At 30.4% G+C, this 16568-nt stretch carries 19 protein-coding genes; 13 read left to right on the top strand and 6 right to left on the bottom strand.

Features of this window, described 5'->3' with window-relative positions; all coding sequences use genetic code 11:
• Positions 1-204: 204 nt before the first annotated feature.
• Positions 205-603 carry a hypothetical protein gene (locus tag N5D03_RS09070; RefSeq protein ID WP_038334509.1) on the bottom strand — a complete coding sequence of 133 codons (399 nt, stop codon included), beginning with the start codon at positions 601-603 and terminating at the stop codon, positions 205-207.
• A gap of 41 nt (positions 604-644) precedes the next feature.
• Between N5D03_RS09070 and N5D03_RS09075 the strand changes: the two genes are divergently transcribed.
• The 6 genes from N5D03_RS09075 to N5D03_RS09100 all read left to right on the top strand — a co-directional run bounded on the left by N5D03_RS09075 (position 645) and on the right by N5D03_RS09100 (position 3828).
• Complete coding sequence (locus N5D03_RS09075; RefSeq protein WP_125348791.1) at positions 645-1241, top strand: NUDIX domain-containing protein; 597 nt, start codon at positions 645-647, stop codon at positions 1239-1241.
• 11 nt (positions 1242-1252) lie between these two features.
• A complete protein-coding gene (locus N5D03_RS09080) occupies positions 1253-1819 on the top strand; it encodes a DUF4920 domain-containing protein (RefSeq protein ID WP_280049918.1) in 567 nt (188 codons plus the stop codon).
• Positions 1820-1894: 75 nt separating this feature from the next.
• A complete protein-coding gene (locus N5D03_RS09085; protein ID WP_280051439.1) occupies positions 1895-2323 on the top strand; it encodes a hypothetical protein in 429 nt (142 codons plus the stop codon).
• A 53-nt stretch (positions 2324-2376) separates the two neighbouring features.
• A complete protein-coding gene (locus N5D03_RS09090) occupies positions 2377-2940 on the top strand; it encodes a hypothetical protein (RefSeq protein ID WP_280051440.1) in 564 nt (187 codons plus the stop codon).
• Positions 2940-3272 (top strand): hypothetical protein, encoded by a 333-nt coding sequence (locus N5D03_RS09095; protein WP_280051441.1) that lies wholly within the window; start codon positions 2940-2942, stop codon positions 3270-3272. The genes N5D03_RS09090 and N5D03_RS09095 overlap by 1 nt, the downstream gene beginning before the upstream one ends.
• A 172-nt stretch (positions 3273-3444) precedes the next feature.
• The gene (locus tag N5D03_RS09100) at positions 3445-3828 is read left to right on the top strand and encodes a hypothetical protein (RefSeq protein WP_280051442.1); all 384 of its coding nucleotides are present in this window, start codon (positions 3445-3447) and stop codon (positions 3826-3828) included.
• 90 nt (positions 3829-3918) lie between these two features.
• On the opposite strand, the gene N5D03_RS09105 is transcribed toward N5D03_RS09100, so the two are convergent.
• Entirely contained in the window at positions 3919-5145 is a 1227-nt protein-coding gene (locus tag N5D03_RS09105; RefSeq protein ID WP_280051443.1) for a DUF1343 domain-containing protein, read from the bottom strand.
• 74 nt (positions 5146-5219) lie between these two features.
• Between N5D03_RS09105 and N5D03_RS09110 the strand changes: the two genes are divergently transcribed.
• The 4 genes from N5D03_RS09110 (at position 5220) to N5D03_RS09125 (ending at position 9544) form a co-directional block, all read left to right on the top strand.
• On the top strand, positions 5220-6449 hold the full coding sequence (locus N5D03_RS09110; RefSeq protein ID WP_280051444.1) for an FtsX-like permease family protein: 1230 nt from the start codon (positions 5220-5222) through the stop codon (positions 6447-6449).
• A gap of 33 nt (positions 6450-6482) precedes the next feature.
• Complete coding sequence (locus N5D03_RS09115; protein WP_038334519.1) at positions 6483-7844, top strand: pyridoxal-phosphate dependent enzyme; 1362 nt, start codon at positions 6483-6485, stop codon at positions 7842-7844.
• 30 nt (positions 7845-7874) lie between these two features.
• The gene (gene lptB, locus N5D03_RS09120) at positions 7875-8603 is read left to right on the top strand and encodes an LPS export ABC transporter ATP-binding protein (RefSeq protein ID WP_125348857.1); all 729 of its coding nucleotides are present in this window, start codon (positions 7875-7877) and stop codon (positions 8601-8603) included.
• A gap of 161 nt (positions 8604-8764) precedes the next feature.
• Entirely contained in the window at positions 8765-9544 is a 780-nt protein-coding gene (locus N5D03_RS09125; protein WP_280051445.1) for a polysaccharide deacetylase family protein, read from the top strand.
• Between the two features lie 31 nt (positions 9545-9575).
• On the opposite strand, the gene N5D03_RS09130 is transcribed toward N5D03_RS09125, so the two are convergent.
• From N5D03_RS09130 to N5D03_RS09140, 3 genes are all read right to left on the bottom strand, one after another.
• Positions 9576-9815 carry a hypothetical protein gene (locus N5D03_RS09130; protein ID WP_038334521.1) on the bottom strand — a complete coding sequence of 80 codons (240 nt, stop codon included), beginning with the start codon at positions 9813-9815 and terminating at the stop codon, positions 9576-9578.
• Between the two features lie 127 nt (positions 9816-9942).
• On the bottom strand, positions 9943-10461 hold the full coding sequence (locus N5D03_RS09135; RefSeq protein WP_280051446.1) for a nucleoside 2-deoxyribosyltransferase domain-containing protein: 519 nt from the start codon (positions 10459-10461) through the stop codon (positions 9943-9945).
• A 127-nt stretch (positions 10462-10588) separates the two neighbouring features.
• Positions 10589-10723 (bottom strand): 30S ribosomal protein THX, encoded by a 135-nt coding sequence (locus N5D03_RS09140; protein ID WP_084106891.1) that lies wholly within the window; start codon positions 10721-10723, stop codon positions 10589-10591.
• A 153-nt stretch (positions 10724-10876) separates the two neighbouring features.
• Here N5D03_RS09140 and N5D03_RS09145 point away from each other — a divergent pair, with 153 nt between their 5' ends.
• The 3 genes from N5D03_RS09145 (at position 10877) to N5D03_RS09155 (ending at position 15354) form a co-directional block, all read left to right on the top strand.
• The gene (locus tag N5D03_RS09145) at positions 10877-11032 is read left to right on the top strand and encodes a hypothetical protein (RefSeq protein WP_162835350.1); all 156 of its coding nucleotides are present in this window, start codon (positions 10877-10879) and stop codon (positions 11030-11032) included.
• Positions 11033-11034: 2 nt separating this feature from the next.
• Positions 11035-12240 carry an exonuclease subunit SbcD gene (gene sbcD, locus N5D03_RS09150; RefSeq protein ID WP_280051461.1) on the top strand — a complete coding sequence of 402 codons (1206 nt, stop codon included), beginning with the start codon at positions 11035-11037 and terminating at the stop codon, positions 12238-12240.
• 72 nt (positions 12241-12312) lie between these two features.
• Positions 12313-15354: an SMC family ATPase gene (locus N5D03_RS09155; RefSeq protein ID WP_280051447.1), complete on the top strand. Its 3042-nt coding sequence runs from the start codon at positions 12313-12315 to the stop codon at positions 15352-15354.
• Positions 15355-15428: 74 nt separating this feature from the next.
• Here N5D03_RS09155 and N5D03_RS09160 read toward each other — a convergent pair whose 3' ends face one another.
• The gene (locus N5D03_RS09160) at positions 15429-16508 is read right to left on the bottom strand and encodes a TerC family protein (protein ID WP_280035556.1); all 1080 of its coding nucleotides are present in this window, start codon (positions 16506-16508) and stop codon (positions 15429-15431) included.
• Between the last annotated feature and the right edge of the window lie 60 nt (positions 16509-16568).

The following is a 16568-nucleotide window of genomic DNA, read 5'->3' on the forward strand; positions in this document are numbered from 1 at the left end:
ATTCTTCTTTCGATAAAGATGTATCTACCAGAATATATTGACCAAATAAAAAACTATTTAGTGTAAAAGTAAAAAAGAGTAGGAGAATTATTTTTGAATAAAAGTGTTTCATAAAAAATAATTTAGATAAAAAAACTGCTAAATAACTTTAAAATATAAAGTTTATTTAACAGTTTTAGGAATTTTATTTATCGAAAAATAGTCTTAGCCTATTTTTCCTAAATTTTCTGCAATAGTTTCAATGAAAGATGTTAATGGTTTTTTTGCCATCATTTCGATCATCATATTGAAATTTCCATCAAAATCTAACGTAACATCAGACGAATTCTCATCAACAGCATCAATAGAAATTGTCAAAGTATATTCAAAAGCAGGTGCAGGAGATTCGAAAACAATTTTCGATGGCTCAACTGTCTCTTTCAAACGCATTCCAACCTTTGGTAAAGCACCAACACCAACCGTAAATCCTTTTCCAGATTCGTGAATTTCAAACGATTTTGTATCCTCTGGCATCAATTGCTCATAATTCTTCATATCCAACAAAAAAGTGTATGCTTCTTGTTGATTTTTTGCAAAACGGACTTTATTTGTATTTACCTTCATATCCTTGTGAGTTTTTTATAAATTTGTAACAAATCGTTCAAATGTACAAAGTTTTTTTTAATGAAAGTTTGTTAACTTTCAGCAACCAATCTAATCCAGAAGCAAAAAATATTTTGTTTCAAAATGAAGCTCAATTTGATGAATCTTTTCATTTATTATCATCAAAAGCAGCAACTTTAGTCAATATTTTTAGTGAAGATATTGATGATGTTTGGACGAAATTCTTAAAATATTACAAACATATACAAGCTGCGGGCGGAATTGTTCGTAATCCGCAAGACGATTATTTGTTCATTTTTAGACTTGGAAAATGGGATTTGCCAAAAGGTAAAATGGAGAAAGGAGAATCGAGAGAACAATCTGCAATTCGTGAAATTGAAGAAGAGTGTAGTTTGACAAATTTGGAGTTGAAACGATTTTTAATACCAACTTTTCATATTTATTTTTTGAGAGAATATATTATCAAAGAAACATTTTGGTTCGAAGTTTTTTATGACGGTGTTGAATTGCCTTTGCCACAAACTGAAGAAGGAATTGAGTCGGTTGAATGGAAAAAAGAGAATGAAATTCCTGAATTATTAGAAAATTCTTATCCAAATATTAAATTATTGATGGATAATTATTTAAATTTGAACTAAATAAAATTAATATGAAAAAATATATATTAACTTTTTGTGCCTTAACATCTTTTGCGTTGACAACTAATGCTCAAACGAAAAAAGAAACCAAGGTTAAAACTGAAAAAGCTTCTAAATCTCAATCAAAAATTTTAGATAACGGAACCGCAAAAATAGACGATTTATATGCGTATCAAGTGTATGGAGAATCGTTTGATATCAAAAATACATTAACAAAAAACGAGCTTGGAAAGTTATATGATAACATGAAAAGTGGTGATTCTTTGGAAAATGTTCAGTTTGTTTCGACGATAGAATCTGTTTGCAAAAAGAAAGGTTGTTGGATGAAAGTTGATCTTGGAAAAGGCGAAGAACAGTCGTTTGTGCGTTTCAAAGATTATGGTTTTTTTATGCCTTTAGATGGTGAAAAAGCGAATGTTGTCGTGCACGGAAAAGCTTTTGTTAGTGAAATTTCTGTTGAGAAATTGCGTCATTATGCAGAAGATGCAGGACAATCGAAAGAAGAAATTGCGAAAATTACAAAACCTCAGTTGCAATATAATTTTGAGGCTGATGGAGTTTATTTGAAAGAAAACTAATATTTTTAACTCAATAATTAATCAAAACCTTTCTATTTTTGGAAAGGTTTTTTTATGAAATCAAATCTATAAAATATGACAAACTTATTTCAAGCCAATCCAAATCAGTATTTTTCTTTGATAGGAAAATCGGTGAATGACGAATTATTTCAATCATTTCAAACTGAATTTGAATCTGATATTTCAGAGCAAAATATTCCTCAAGGAAAAATTGTATTGTACAAAGAAAAAGGTATTTCGGTGAAAATTGTTGATGAAATGATTGTTTCGATTAAGTTTTATCTTTCTCCAAATCCAATTTGTAAGGTTTATGAAGGTCAAAATATTTTTGATTTGAATCGAAATATTGATGAAACTCAAGTTCGTAAAAGTAATGATTATCAAAGAATTATTAATAATGATCCAAATCGTTTAGCAAATGATTATAGTCGTTTAAATTGTTTATTCTCTTTTGATTCGATGACGGGAGAATTCTTAACGATTGAAATATTAAACGAATTATAAGATGTTTTTCTGCTGAAAATTTTAGATATTTATCGTTTAATAATAAACCTTAAATGAAAAAATATTTATTTTTAATTTCTTTATCATTTTCTCTTTTTGCCACAGCTCAAACAAATTACAATAAATCATTTATAGAGAACGATTCACAAGTTTCTTATACGTACAAAGCGGTTTTCGATTCAGGTTCTAAAGAAGCAATCATCAATCGAATTTCTTCTGAATTTAAAGCGCCAAAAGTCAATAAAAATGATTTGGTTTGGAATTATAACGGAAGTTATGAAATTGTTGTGCGAGAAAATGATGTCAATATAAACTTCGGGAAAAGCAATGATAATCAGGCTTTGTATGAAAAAGTGAAAGAATTAGGAAAGGATTTATCGACAATTGTCAGTCAACCCGTTTTTAAACATCGCTTGATTACAGAGAAATTTTATGTTGTAAATGACAAAGCAAATACATTTTCGTATCGTGGAGTTTTTACGCAGAATAAGAGAGCAAATATCAAGAAAAGTTTCGAAAAATATTTTGGAGAACCAACGTTAAAAACAGATATTTTTGATAGGAAAGCGGCTGATTATGATATCACGTTGAAGAAAGATCAAGTAGAATTTTTCTAATGAAAAATAATTCTGATGATTCATTTTATCATCAATTTCTGAATTTAGAGAAAGAATTAACTGAAATTATCATTAATCCAGGACCAAAAAATATATTGATTACAACCAAGAATTATGCCTTGAACGACAATCCGTTGTCGTACACATATAAAGTAGTTTTTCGACCGCAACAAAATGATATGGTAAAAGAGTTGATTGAAACACAATTTGGTGAAGGAACTTTAGAAGATTCTGTTTATATATGGACTGGAAGAGGAAGTTTTGAAATTATTTTGAATGATAATTCGCTTAAAATTGAGATTCAAAAAGTACCGATAATCAATAGGTTGTAGATAAAATTATAAATCTTGTAGATAAAATTCTTGCAACAAAAAATATAAATAATACAAATACTTAAAAAATAAGCTACAATTATTTTGTGGCTTTTTTTGTGTTAACGCTTCGTTAACCGTTCATTAACCAATGCAAACCAATCTTTTTCAGAATTTTATAAAAAATAAAAATATGAAAAAGACATTATTTATAGCAATAACTTTATCAGCTTTAGCTTGTAACGGACAAACAGCAAAATCACACGCAGTTGCCAAATCTTCAGGATCAACAACTCATTCTAATGTTTCGGTTAGTGTGAGCGATAGTAACGAAGTTTATTCGTATTCGGCGATTTTTGATAAACCAAAATCTAAAGCTGCAATAAATGAAATAGAGAAAGCTTTTGGAAAGCCAACGACTGAAGGAAAAAATTATGTTTGGCGAGAAGGAGATTCTTTAGAAATAAAGGCACGTGAAGGAAAAATTTCGATAGAATTTGATAAAGGTTCTACAAAATTATATGAAAAAGTAAAAGAATTGGGTGAATCTATTTCTGCAGTTGTTGGAGAAAAATAATCATTCTAAAACATAAAAACGGAAGTTAAATTTGGCTTCCGTTTTTATATTTTGATATTCATAATTCATAACTAATCATTTATAATTAGATTATTCTTTATAAATCAAATATTTTGTTCTTATTTTCTTGAAAGCTTCTAAATCTTTTTGCCAAGTTGCTTTTATTTCTTCTTCTGATAAACCTGCTTCTATTTGTTTGCGCAATTCATCAGTTCCAGAAAGTTGATCAATCCACAATTTTTTACCATTCATCGTCCAAAAAGGTTGCTTCGTATTGTTTTTATACGCATTGATTAACCATTTCAAATTGATGGAAGATTGATACGGAACATCCGATAAATCCTCGCCATAACAAACTTCATCTTTGAATTTTGGACTTGTTGCACCAGGTTTTGAAGTTGGCGTATATTGATAAGGCATATTTTTTAGGAATGGTGAACCATAAACCTGAAACTGAATATCTGTTCCACGACCTTCGTTAACGTTTGTCCCTTCAAACAAACAGGTACTTGGATATAAATTAATCGCGTGAGCATTTGGTAAATTTGGCGATGGTTTTACAGGTAAATTATACTTGGATTGATGCGTATAATTGATCAATGGAATAATTTCTAAATCTGCTTTTATACCATTTGCTAACCAACCTTCACCGTTGATCATTTGCGCATATTCGCCAATCGTCATTCCATAAACAATCGGAACATTGTGCATTCCAACAAAGGATTTATACTCGTTTTTCATCACAGGTCCGTCCACATAATGTCCGTTCGGATTTGGTCTGTCTAACACAATTACTTTCTTGCCATTTTCAGCCGCAGCCTCCAAAACATAATGCAAAGTAGAAATGTAAGTGTAAAAACGCGCACCAACATCTTGCATATCAAAAACCAAAACATCTACATCAGCAATCTGATTTGCTTTTGGTTTTTTATTATCACCATAAAGCGAAATAATTGGCAAGTTAGTTTTAGCATCAACACCAGATTTTACCTTAGCGCCAGCATCAGCATCTCCACGAAAACCGTGTTCTGGGGAATAAAGTTTAACCACATTGATGTTATTTTTTAATAACAAATCAACTGTATGCATCGTAGTTCCATTAATGGTTACAATTCCTGTTTGATTAGAAATTAATCCAACTTTTTTACCTTTTAATTTCGAAAGATAGTTAGCTGTATTTTCTGCTCCAACAAGAATAGTTGAATGATTTTCTATCGTTTTTGATGTATTATTTTGAGCTAAAATTGGAGTAGAAAAGCCGAAAAAAATAACTGAACTAAGTAAACCAATTGATGTATATTTGACAAAGTTTTTCATTTCGTTTTGAATCATTTGAATTTAGACGAATTTAAAGCCTAAAGTTAGTTTTAATCTTATAAAAAATATATAATTTGAGTTTTTCTTGGTGGTTTTCAAAAAAAATTGCGCTTGGTAAAAATACTAAAAATAACTTATCGAGTATTATTATTCGAGTAGGTCAAATTGCGGTAGCATTAGGGTTGATTGTTTCTTTGGTGACGATTTCGACTGGTGTTGGAGCAAGAATGGCAATCAAAGAAAAATTGGCCGATTTTAATGGTCATATTACGATTAGAAACTATAATAGTAATACGTCATTAAATTCCGATTCATTATCACTTCATCAAGCTTTTTATCCAAAGTTTAAATCGATTCCAGAAATAGAACATGTACAAGCAATTGCCAATAAAAGTGGTGTTATCCGAACGGATGAAAACTTTAGTGGTGTGGTGTTCAAAGGAGTTGGAACAGATTATGATTCGGTTCGTTTCGAAAAATTTATGGTAAAAGGACATTTTCCTCGAATCAATAAAGATTCGATAATGGATGAGGTTTTATTATCTAAAAAGATTGCGGACGAAATGAAATTGGATGTGGATAGTTCGTTTGTGATGTATTTTATTCAAGAAGATACAAAGCCTATTTATCGTCGATTTACCATTTCTGGATTGTTCAAAACAGACATCAAAAATTTTGACGATCAAATTATGTTTGGTGATATTAAACATGTGCAACGCCTTAATCGTTGGGATTCGACAACTGTTGGTGGTTTCGAACTATTTGTAAATGATGTCGAAAATATTGATCCAGTTGCAAAGCGTGTGCAAGAAAATATTCCATATAATTTGTATGCAGAATCAGCAACAGCATCTTTTGCTCAGATTAACGATTGGATTTCTATTTTCGATAAAAATATTGTCATTATTCTTTTTATCATGCTTTTTGTCGTGGTGATTAATATGGTGATGGTTTTATTGATTTTAATTTTAGAACGAACACATTCAATCGGAATTTTAAAAGCATTTGGTGCAACAAATTGGCGAATTCGAAAATTATTCATCAATTACGCATTATTTATTATGTTGCCAGGATTAATTGCTGGAAATGCAATTGGACTTGGATTATTATTCATTCAGAAATATTTCGGAATTATCAAACTTCCGGCAGAAAACTATTATTTATCAACAGCTCCAGTTTATTTAGATTTTGGCACAATTGTTTTATTGAATGCAGGAGCGTTATTAGTTTGTGCAATTGTATTACTTTTGCCATCGTATATGATATCTAAAATTACACCTGCAAAAGCGATTAATTTTAGATAAAATTTAATGTTTTAATTTAAAAGTTAGAAAAAAATGAAATACGCAAACAATATATTAGAAACGATTGGGAATACACCTTTGGTTAAAATTAATAAGATTACAAAGGATTTACCATGTACAGTTTTAGCAAAAGTTGAATATTTTAACCCTGGTCATTCTTGTAAAGATCGTATGGCGTTAAAAATGGTTGAAGATGCCGAAAAAGATGGTCGTTTAGTTCCAGGAGGTACAATTATCGAAGGTACTTCTGGTAACACAGGAATGGGATTGGCTTTGGCTGCTGTGATCAAAGGTTACAAATTAATTTGTGTGATTACAGACAAACAATCGAAAGAGAAAATGGATATTTTGCGCGCTGTTGGTGCGAAAGTTGTGGTTTGTCCTACGGATGTTGAGCCAGATGATCCACGTTCTTATTATTCAGTTTCTAAACGTTTGGCTCAAGAAACACCGAATGGTTGGTATGTCAATCAGTATGATAATCCATCAAATGCAATTGCGAATTATGAGCAAACTGGACCAGAAATTTGGGAACAAACAGAAGGAAAAGTAACGCATTTTATTGTTGGTGTTGGAACTGGAGGAACAATTTCAGGAGTTGGGAAATACTTGAAAGAAAAAAATCCTAACATTAAAATTTGGGGAGTTGATACGTATGGATCAGTTTTCAAAAAATATAAAGAAACAGGAATCTTCGACGAAAATGAAGTGTATTCTTATGTAACAGAAGGAATTGGTGAAGATATTTTACCAGAAAACGTAGATTTTGATATTATTGATGGATTTACAAAAGTGACTGATAAAGATGCAGCGGTTTATACGCGTCGTTTAGCTTTAGAAGAAGGTTTGTTTGTTGGAATGTCTTCGGGATCAGCGATCAAAGGATTGTTGCAAATGAAGGACGAATTCGGACCAGATGATGTTGTAGTAGTTTTATTCCACGATTCAGGTTCTCGTTATGTAGGAAAAATCTTTAACGATGATTGGATGCGTGACAGAGGATATTTGGACGAAGAAATCAAAACAGCTGTCGATTTAATCAAAGAACATGTTGATAAACCTTTGGTTACGGTTCGTACAGAGGAATTGGCTTCTCATGCAATTGATCGTATGCGTCGTTTCAAAATTTCTCAAATTCCAGTAATGGACGTGAATGGAATTGTTGGTTCTTTGGATGAATCAGATTTGTTTCAAGCATTTTTAGAAGATAGAAATGTTGCTGAAAAACCTGTTCACGAAATAATGGGAAAACCATATCCAGTCGTAAAAGCAGGAACATCTATCGAAGAAGTTTCGAAGTTAATTACTAAGGATAATCAAGCTGTTTTAATAGAATTAGAAAATGGAAAATATCATATCATCACAAAATATGATATTATTAACTCGATTAAATAACAAAAATCCTATCTTTGAAGCGATATGGGAATTGTATTAAAAGGTCAGAATTTAGTAAAAGATTACGGTAAAAAACACGTCGTAAAAAATGTGTCTTTTCAAGTAGAACAAGGAGAAATTATTGGATTATTAGGACCAAATGGTGCTGGTAAAACGACTTCTTTCTATATGATTGTTGGTTTAGTAAAGGCTACGCAAGGAAAAGTTTTTTTAGATAAACAAGATATCACAAACGATGCGATGTACAAACGCGCGCAAAAAGGTATTGGATATTTGGCGCAAGAAGCCTCTGTTTTTCGTAAACTTTCTGTAGAAGATAACATCAAATCTGTTTTACAATTCACGAAACATTCCAAAAAAGAACAACAAATGCGTACAGATGCTTTGATTGAAGAGTTTTCGTTAGAGCATGTTCGTAAAAATCGTGGAGATTTACTTTCTGGAGGTGAGCGTCGTCGTTGCGAAATTGCACGTTGTTTGGCAACAGAACCTAATTTTATCTTATTAGATGAGCCTTTTGCTGGAGTTGACCCAATTGCGGTTGAGGATATTCAGAAGATTGTACGTTCGTTAAAAGATAAAAATATCGGAATCTTAATTACCGATCATAATGTATCGCAAACGCTTGCAATTACCGATAAAACGTATATTATGTTCGAAGGTAAAATCTTGAAAGAAGGTTCGCCAGAAGAATTAGCAAATGATGAAGATGTTCGTCGCGTTTATTTAGGTGAAAACTTTATGTATCAGCAGATATAAATTACACTATAGTATTTTCTAAACCACTCAATTTTGAGTGGTTTTTTTGTTTTAAATCACTTCAAAATGATCTAAAATTAAGATTTGCTTAATTTTAAAAATTTCTCATTTTAGCAGTTACTTTTTCGATATATTTAAGTACTAAAACTTACTGATAAAGAATGCTAAAACTTAATTATTATTTTATTTGCTTAATTTCAATTTTTGTGTTGAATAGCTGTACACACGAAGAAGATGCGATAAAAGAACCAAAAAAATCTACAAATAGAGCAGGAGTGGTGCTTACGTTTGATGATGATTATGTGGACGAATGGTTCAATGCGAATATAAAATTGAAACAATACAATTGGAAAGGAACGTTCTATGTAACGCATTTTGATAAGCTTTCGGAGAGTCAAATACGTGAGTTAACTAATCTGCAACAAAACGGAAATGAGATTGCTGCGCATGGTTTAAATCACGTTCATACAACAAAGTATATAAAAGAATTTGGAGGAAAAGAATTTATTGATAAAGAAATCGCTCCAATGCTAACTTTGATGAAAAACAAAGGTCTTGATGTAACCGATTTTTCTTATCCTTATGGCGATCGAAGTGTAGAATCGGATCAATTACTTTTCAATCATTTTAAAACATTAAGAGGAACAACTTATGGAAACGAAGCGCCTAATTTTCAGAACTGTTATTATCAAAATAAACCGTTATTTTTTGGTTTAGGAATCGATAATAGTTACGCGCATTTTAGTGTACCTTATTTTATTTCGTTGTTGCAATACGCAAAGGATAACAATAAGATAGTCGTTTTTTACGCGCATAAAACAGTTGCAAAAGCAACTAATAATTATGAAACTGAATTTAAAACCTTAGAAGAGATTTGCAAGTTTGTAAAGAACAATGATATGAAGTTTTATACGGTTAATGACTTACAAAAATTGAAATAAAAAAATGCTCAAATTCTTGAGCATTTTTCGTTTATTCTATAAAAAGTAAATCTCCTTTTTGGTTAACAGCTTCTTTGAAATAAAGATAAACATCTTGTATATCAAAACGTCTAAAATTGATTGCATTAGAAATATTTTGTTCAGGAAGTTGATAAATCATTTCAAAATTTAACATGCTACCAAAACCAGAACTCTCGATTTTTTCGACCAAAATTCCTAAAGATTCTAATCGTTCAATCAACCGATTAATTTCCAAATCATTATGTTTCATAATCTCTAAAACTTACTATTAAAGCGGTCTCAAAGCTAAAACATAAATTTTTAAAATAAGATTTTGAGAAATAAAATTATATGTTAAACCTTTCAGGTTTCAACTTAATTCTCTCTCTTTTAATTAATTATTTTAGATTATTTTTTAAATAATCCAACACATTTTCTATTGAATCAAATTGTTTTACGCCATATTTTTCTGACGTAATATCAACATTCCCTTTTCGCCAAAAACCATCTGGACAAATCACCAATAGTTTTCCACTTTTTGCATACAATCCCATTTCCAATAAACTAATCGGACTTTTAGAATCTTTTCCAAAATACATAATAATATAGTCTGCATTTTCCAATGCCTTCAATTCCCATTCCACTTGTTTGCGAAATTCGGGCTCTTCTTTCACAGGCTTCCAAGCAGTATTCCAATCATCACGACGAGGATTTAGCAGGATGACTTTTTCATTTTTCAGTTCTTTTGAAACTTTCGCTTGCCAATCTTCAGAATTTCCCATATCAATCGTTCCTCCTAAAAATATCTTTGTACGTTGATCATTTTTAGGAAGTTCATTCGGTGATTTTATTTCAAGAGATTGAGCAAAAATTGTAGTATTCAATAATAGAAATAAGGCAAATAAAATTGCTTTCATGTTATTTTTGTTTCGGCAAATATAATGAGGTTGTTGATTTTGTATTCAATGACTTTTGTTAGAATGTCTAAAAATTCAATAAAATAAAAAAGCTGAAAATCAATCGTGATTTTCAGCTTCAAAAAAATTACTTTTTAGCTTTTTTGGTTGGTTTTTCTTCAACCACATCTTCCTCATAATAATACTTATGTCTCAGACGTTTTACACCATAAGAGCCATTCACAATTTTTCCTCTTCTCGATTTTTTATCGCCTTTTCCCATTATAAATGTTTTAAAATTAATAAATTCGATTACTTTCTACCCAAGTTAATAATTTCAATTTAGTTAGACAAAAGTTTTACAATTCTTTATCATTTAATCTAACTTTGCGACATCATTTGGCGTGGAGAATAATTAATTTTAAACCAAATAGAAATGAGTAGAAATACAGACGCAAATAAAAAAGCGCACAAGAAAAAGTTAGATCAAAAGAAGCGTAAAGCGCAAGAAGCTGAGGCCGAACGAAAAGCTCGATTGAAAGCAATTAATCAGCAATTTAACGATAAAAATAAACCAGAAACGGAAGAATAATGATAAAAATTCTACATACAGCCGATTGGCATTTGGGTAAAAAATTAGATAGTTTTTCGCGATTAGAAGAACAAGTTTTAGTGATGAATGAAATTGTCGAAATTGCAGATCAACAACAAGTCGATTTGGTACTTATTGCGGGCGATTTATTTGATAATTTTAATCCAAGTGTAGAAGCTGTAGAATTATTTTATAAAACATTAAAAAGACTTTCGAATAACGGAAAACGTCCTGTTGTAGCGATTTCTGGTAATCACGATTCTCCAAGTTTGATTGATGCGCCAGATCCGTTGGCACGTGAATGTGGAATTATTTTGATTGGTTATCCAAATGCAAAAATTCAGGAATTTGAATTAAATGATTTCAAAATTTCAAAATCTGTGGAAGGAATGATTGAATTGAAATTAAATTCTTTCGATTATCCGATTCGAATTATTCATACACCTTATGCAAATGAAATCCGTTTGAAACAATATTTTGGAGAGAATAAAGAAGATGCATTGAATGAAGTTTTAGCGACAAATTGGAAAAATATTGCGAATGAATATTGTGACGCAAATGGAGTTAATTTGTTGATGGCGCATTTGTATATGAATCAAAAAGGTGCTGAAATTTTAGAGGAACCTGAAGGAGAAAAACCGATTAAAATTGGAAATGCAGATATGATTTTTTCCGACGCTATTCCGCCTCAAATTCAATATACAGCTTTGGGACATTTGCATGGTTTTAAGAACATCGGATCGGAAGAAAACCCCGTTGTGTATAGCTCTTCGCCTTTGTGTTATAGCTTTTCCGAAGCTGGTCAAACCAAATATGTTTCGATTATTGAAGCTGAACCAAATCAAACTGTTTCTTATCATAAAGTTGAATTAAAGAACGGAAAACCACTTATTCGAAAAACTTTTGATGATATAAATTTAGCTGTAGAATGGTTGAATGAAAATCAAAATGCGTTGGTTGAATTGACTTTAGAAAGTGATTCTTTTTTGAAAGTTGATGAACGAAAATTGATTTATCAATCACATGATGGAATTATTCATTTGATTCCGAAAGTTAAAAATCAAGAGGTTGAAATGGTTGAGTATAAGTTTGCAGATCAAACAAAAGATATGAAGGAATTGTTTGCAGATTATTTCAAATCGAAAAATGGAAATCAAGAACCAAACGACGAAATAAAGGATTTGTTTAACGAAATTTTGAATAGTTAAATTGATTATTTTTTGAAGTTATATTATGATATCAAGAAATCTTATCCTTAATCTAAACCTTAAACTTAAAAAATGATTCCAGTAAAATTAACCATAGAAGGACTTTATTCGTATCAAGAACGTCAAACAATTGACTTTTCTGAATTAACAGAAGCAGGATTATTTGGAATTTTCGGGAATGTAGGTTCCGGAAAATCGTCAATTTTGGAAGCGATTATGTACGTTTTGTATGGCGAAACAGAACGTCTAAATTCCAAAGATAAGCGTGCTTACAATATGATGAATTTGAAATCGAATTTGGCATATATCGAGTTTGATTTCTATAATTTTGAACAAAAATTATTCAGAGCAACACGTGAATTTAAAAGAAATTCGAAACGTTTTGAAGATGTAAAATCGCCAATAGTTGTTTTTTATGAACAAAAAGACAATGAATGGATTCCGCTTAATCATTCGAAAGCAGAAGAAATAATTGGGTTGAGTTACGAAAATTTCAAACGAACAATTATTATTCCGCAAGGGCAATTCAAGGAATTTATTGAGTTGGGTGCAAAAGATCGAACACAAATGATGAAGGAAATTTTTGGACTTCATCGTTATGATTTACAAGATAAAGTTGCAGCTTTAAATTCTCAAAACTTAACGAATTTGAATCAACTAGAAGGAAAATTATCTAGTTTTGAAGAAGTTTCGGAAGAAAAAATAAAAGAGCTTGAAGAAAATTTGATTGAACAAACAAAAGTTACCAATAAAGTTCAAGAAGAATATAATCAAATGAATGAATCGTTTCAACATTTAAAATCGTTGAAATCAGATTTTGAGACGTTAAAACAAAAGAAAATTGAGTTTGAAAAAGTTTCAGTTCAGAAAGACGAAATGGATCAACGAAAACTTGAAATTGAGCGCTATGAATTGATTTTTAATGCGTTTTCTCAACTTTTAGAAAATCATAAAAAAGTTTCAAATCAAATTGAAGAAAAGTCAATTTCAGTTAAGAATCAACAAAAACAATTGACTTTAATCGAGAATCAAATCAAAGAAATTTCGAACCAAATTGAAGCGATTAAAACTGATTATGAAACTTTACCAATAAAACGAAAAGAAGAAACAGATTTAGAATTAATAGTTCAAATTTTAACTTTTTCAGAGGAGATAGAAAAGTTAAAAGTAAGAACAGCAAAAGGTTTGAAAGAAGTTGAAGAGGTTCAGAAAAATGAACAAAAAATTGAAGCTTCAATCAAATCATCTGAAAAAGAAGTCAAAACTTTAGCTGAGTCAAAAATAGATGCGCAAACATTGATGGAGGTTGGAAATTGGTTTGTTCAGAATCAAAATTTGCAACAATCTATTCAGAAACAACAAACTAAAATAGATGAGCAAAAGCAACAAATTAATGTTTTCGAAGCTCAATTCAAAACAGATAATATTGAAATTTCAAGTTTTGAAAATTGGTTTAGTTCTGAATTTGAAAAGCTTGAATCAACTAAAAAATCAATTCAAAAACAGAAAAATGAATTAGAAGTTCAGCAAAAGTTGGCTCATTTTGCACATAATTTAAACGAAGGTGAATCTTGTCCGCTTTGTGGCGCTTTAGAGCATCCGAATATTGTTGAAATTGATGATATTTCCACGAAATTTGAAGTTGTAAATAATGAATTAAATCAAATTGATGAAAAGTTAAAATCGCTTCAGAAAAAACAAAATGAAGTTCAGAAAATGATTGATCAAAAACAGTTTATTGAAAAACAAATTGCACAAGAAAATCAAGTTTTGAATGATCTGAAAATTGAACAAGAAAATCATCTGAATTTGTTTGTTTGGAAAGATTTTGATTCGAAAAATGTTGAATTATTTGAAGAAAAAAAGAAAGCAGCTATTGCTTTGGACAAAACAATTTCGAATAAAAATAAAGAGATTGAAACTTTTCGTGAAACTTTAGAGAAAGAACGTGAATCTGTTGAAAAATATAAAAATGCTTTAGAAAAATTTAGATTAGAAGAAGCTGAAAAAGCTTCTCAAATCAAGCAAAATCAAGCAAATTTGAAAGTCTTGAAATTTGAAGATTTTCAAAATCAAACAACAGAAAATGTGCTTCAAAATTTGAATGATTTAAAGTTAAATAATACAAAAATTGAACAAGATTATATTCAATTTACAGACAGTTTAAATCAATTGAATCCAAAATTAGCTTCTCAAAAAACTTCAATTGAATTAGTTGAAAAACAACTTATTGAGTTAAAAGAAGAGTTGGCTATTAATCAAAATCAAATAGAAAAAGCATTAGAAAAATATCAAATACAAAACATTGAAGAGGTTCAATTTGTTTTAAATCAGAAATTTAATGTTTCTCAAATCAGAAAAGAGTTGGAAGATTTTCGAATTTTGTATGAAACGTTGAAAAATTTAATTCATGAATTAGAGCAAAAATTATCGGAAGTTTCTTTTGATGAAACGATTTATAAAATACAAGAAGAAAAATTGATTTTTGTGATAAATCAATTGAAAGAAGCTACTGAAGTTGTTACTAAAATAAAAACTGAAATTGAGCGATTGAATAAATCTTTTACAGAAAAGAAAGATTTGTTAATTGAATTGGAAAAGTTGAAAAAGCGAGCGGCTAATTTACAAACGATGCGAAATTTGTTTAATTCAGCAGGATTTGTGCAATATGTTTCGTCAATTTATTTGAAACAATTATGTGATAACGCAAATGTGAGATTTCATCGAATGACGAGAAATCAATTGAGTTTACAAATGAATGACAACAATGATTTTGAGATTATAGATTATTTGAACGAAGGTCGTTCACGTAGTGTGAAAACGCTTTCTGGAGGACAATCTTTCCAAGTTTCGTTGAGTTTGGCTTTGGCTTTGGCAGAAAGTGTGCAAACAAATGCGAAGTCGGAAAAGAACTTCTTCTTTATTGATGAAGGTTTTGGAACGCAAGACGCAGATGCGGTAAATATCGTGTTTGAAACGTTGATGAGTTTACAAAAAGAGAACCGAATTGTCGGAATTATTTCTCATGTTGACGAATTAAAAGATCGAATTCCAGCTGCGCTACAAATCACAAAAGATGAAGAAAAAGGTAGTTTGATAGAAGTTGTTTCGTAAGGTATAATGATTATAAAATAAACCCCAAGATTAATTCAATCTTGGGGTTTATTCATTATATGATGATAATAATCTTATTCCGTAACCTCTGATTTATTCGAAATTAACGACCAAATAATTGTTGTTAATAAAACTCCACCAATTATTGACAATGAGATAGTCGATTCAAAATGATAGAATGGCATAATAATCATTTTAATTCCGATAAAACTTAAAATAATCGCTAAGCCGTAATGTAGTTTATTGAATTTATCCATTGAATTTGCCAACAAGAAATACAACGATCGTAGTCCTAAAATTGCAAAAATATTAGATGAATATAGAATAAAAGGATCGTCTGGAGCAACAGCGAATATAGCGGGAATACTATCTACAGCGAAAACCAAATCAGTTACTTCAATTACCATTAAAGCGACGAAAAGTGGTGTTGCCATTTTAATTCCGTTTTGTACAGAAAAGAATTTATCTCCATCAAAATTTGGTGTAACTTTAAAGAATTTGTGTACCAATTTAACACCAAAATTTTGTGATAAATCTTGATTTTCATCATCATCACTTGATTTCCAAGATTTGATTCCGGCGACAATTAAGAAGAAACCAAACAGTGTTAACACAACATTTGGACGGAAGAATTGTTTTGCTTCAAAATTTGCATGAGTTGCTTCATCACCAAGATTAAAGTGCCAATCTCCAATAGAAAAAGCTGGTAAATAAGTCATTTTAATTAATTCAACTCCTGCAAAAATAAAGATTGCTCTAAAAAGAAGAGCACCTAAAATTCCCCAAAAAAGGACTTTATGTTGATATTCTTTTGGAATTTTAAAGAATCCAAAAACGAGTATGAAGACGAATAAATTATCTACGGATAAGGCTTTTTCTATCCAATACGCCGCCTGGAATTGCGAAAATTTATTGATGGCAAATGCATGTCCATCTGCTTCTTTAAAAACGAAATAAATCACTCCACTAAAAATCATCGCCAAGGAAATCCAAACGATGGTCCAAGTAAGCGCTTCTTTGTTCGAAACCACGTGCGCATTTTTATTAAAAACACCTAAATCAAGTAGTAACATAATAATTACTGCAACCCCAAAAACAGTTATTAGTCCAGGATGATTCAACATGCTATCCTGTACAACACTGAAAATACTCATATAAATTTATTTAATTTGACAATTTACTATAAATTTACCAATCCTAACTTGATTGGCCTT

It is taken from the genome of Empedobacter sp. GD03861 (assembly GCF_029840885.1).
Taxonomy (GTDB): Bacteria; Bacteroidota; Bacteroidia; order Flavobacteriales; family Weeksellaceae; genus Empedobacter; species Empedobacter falsenii_B.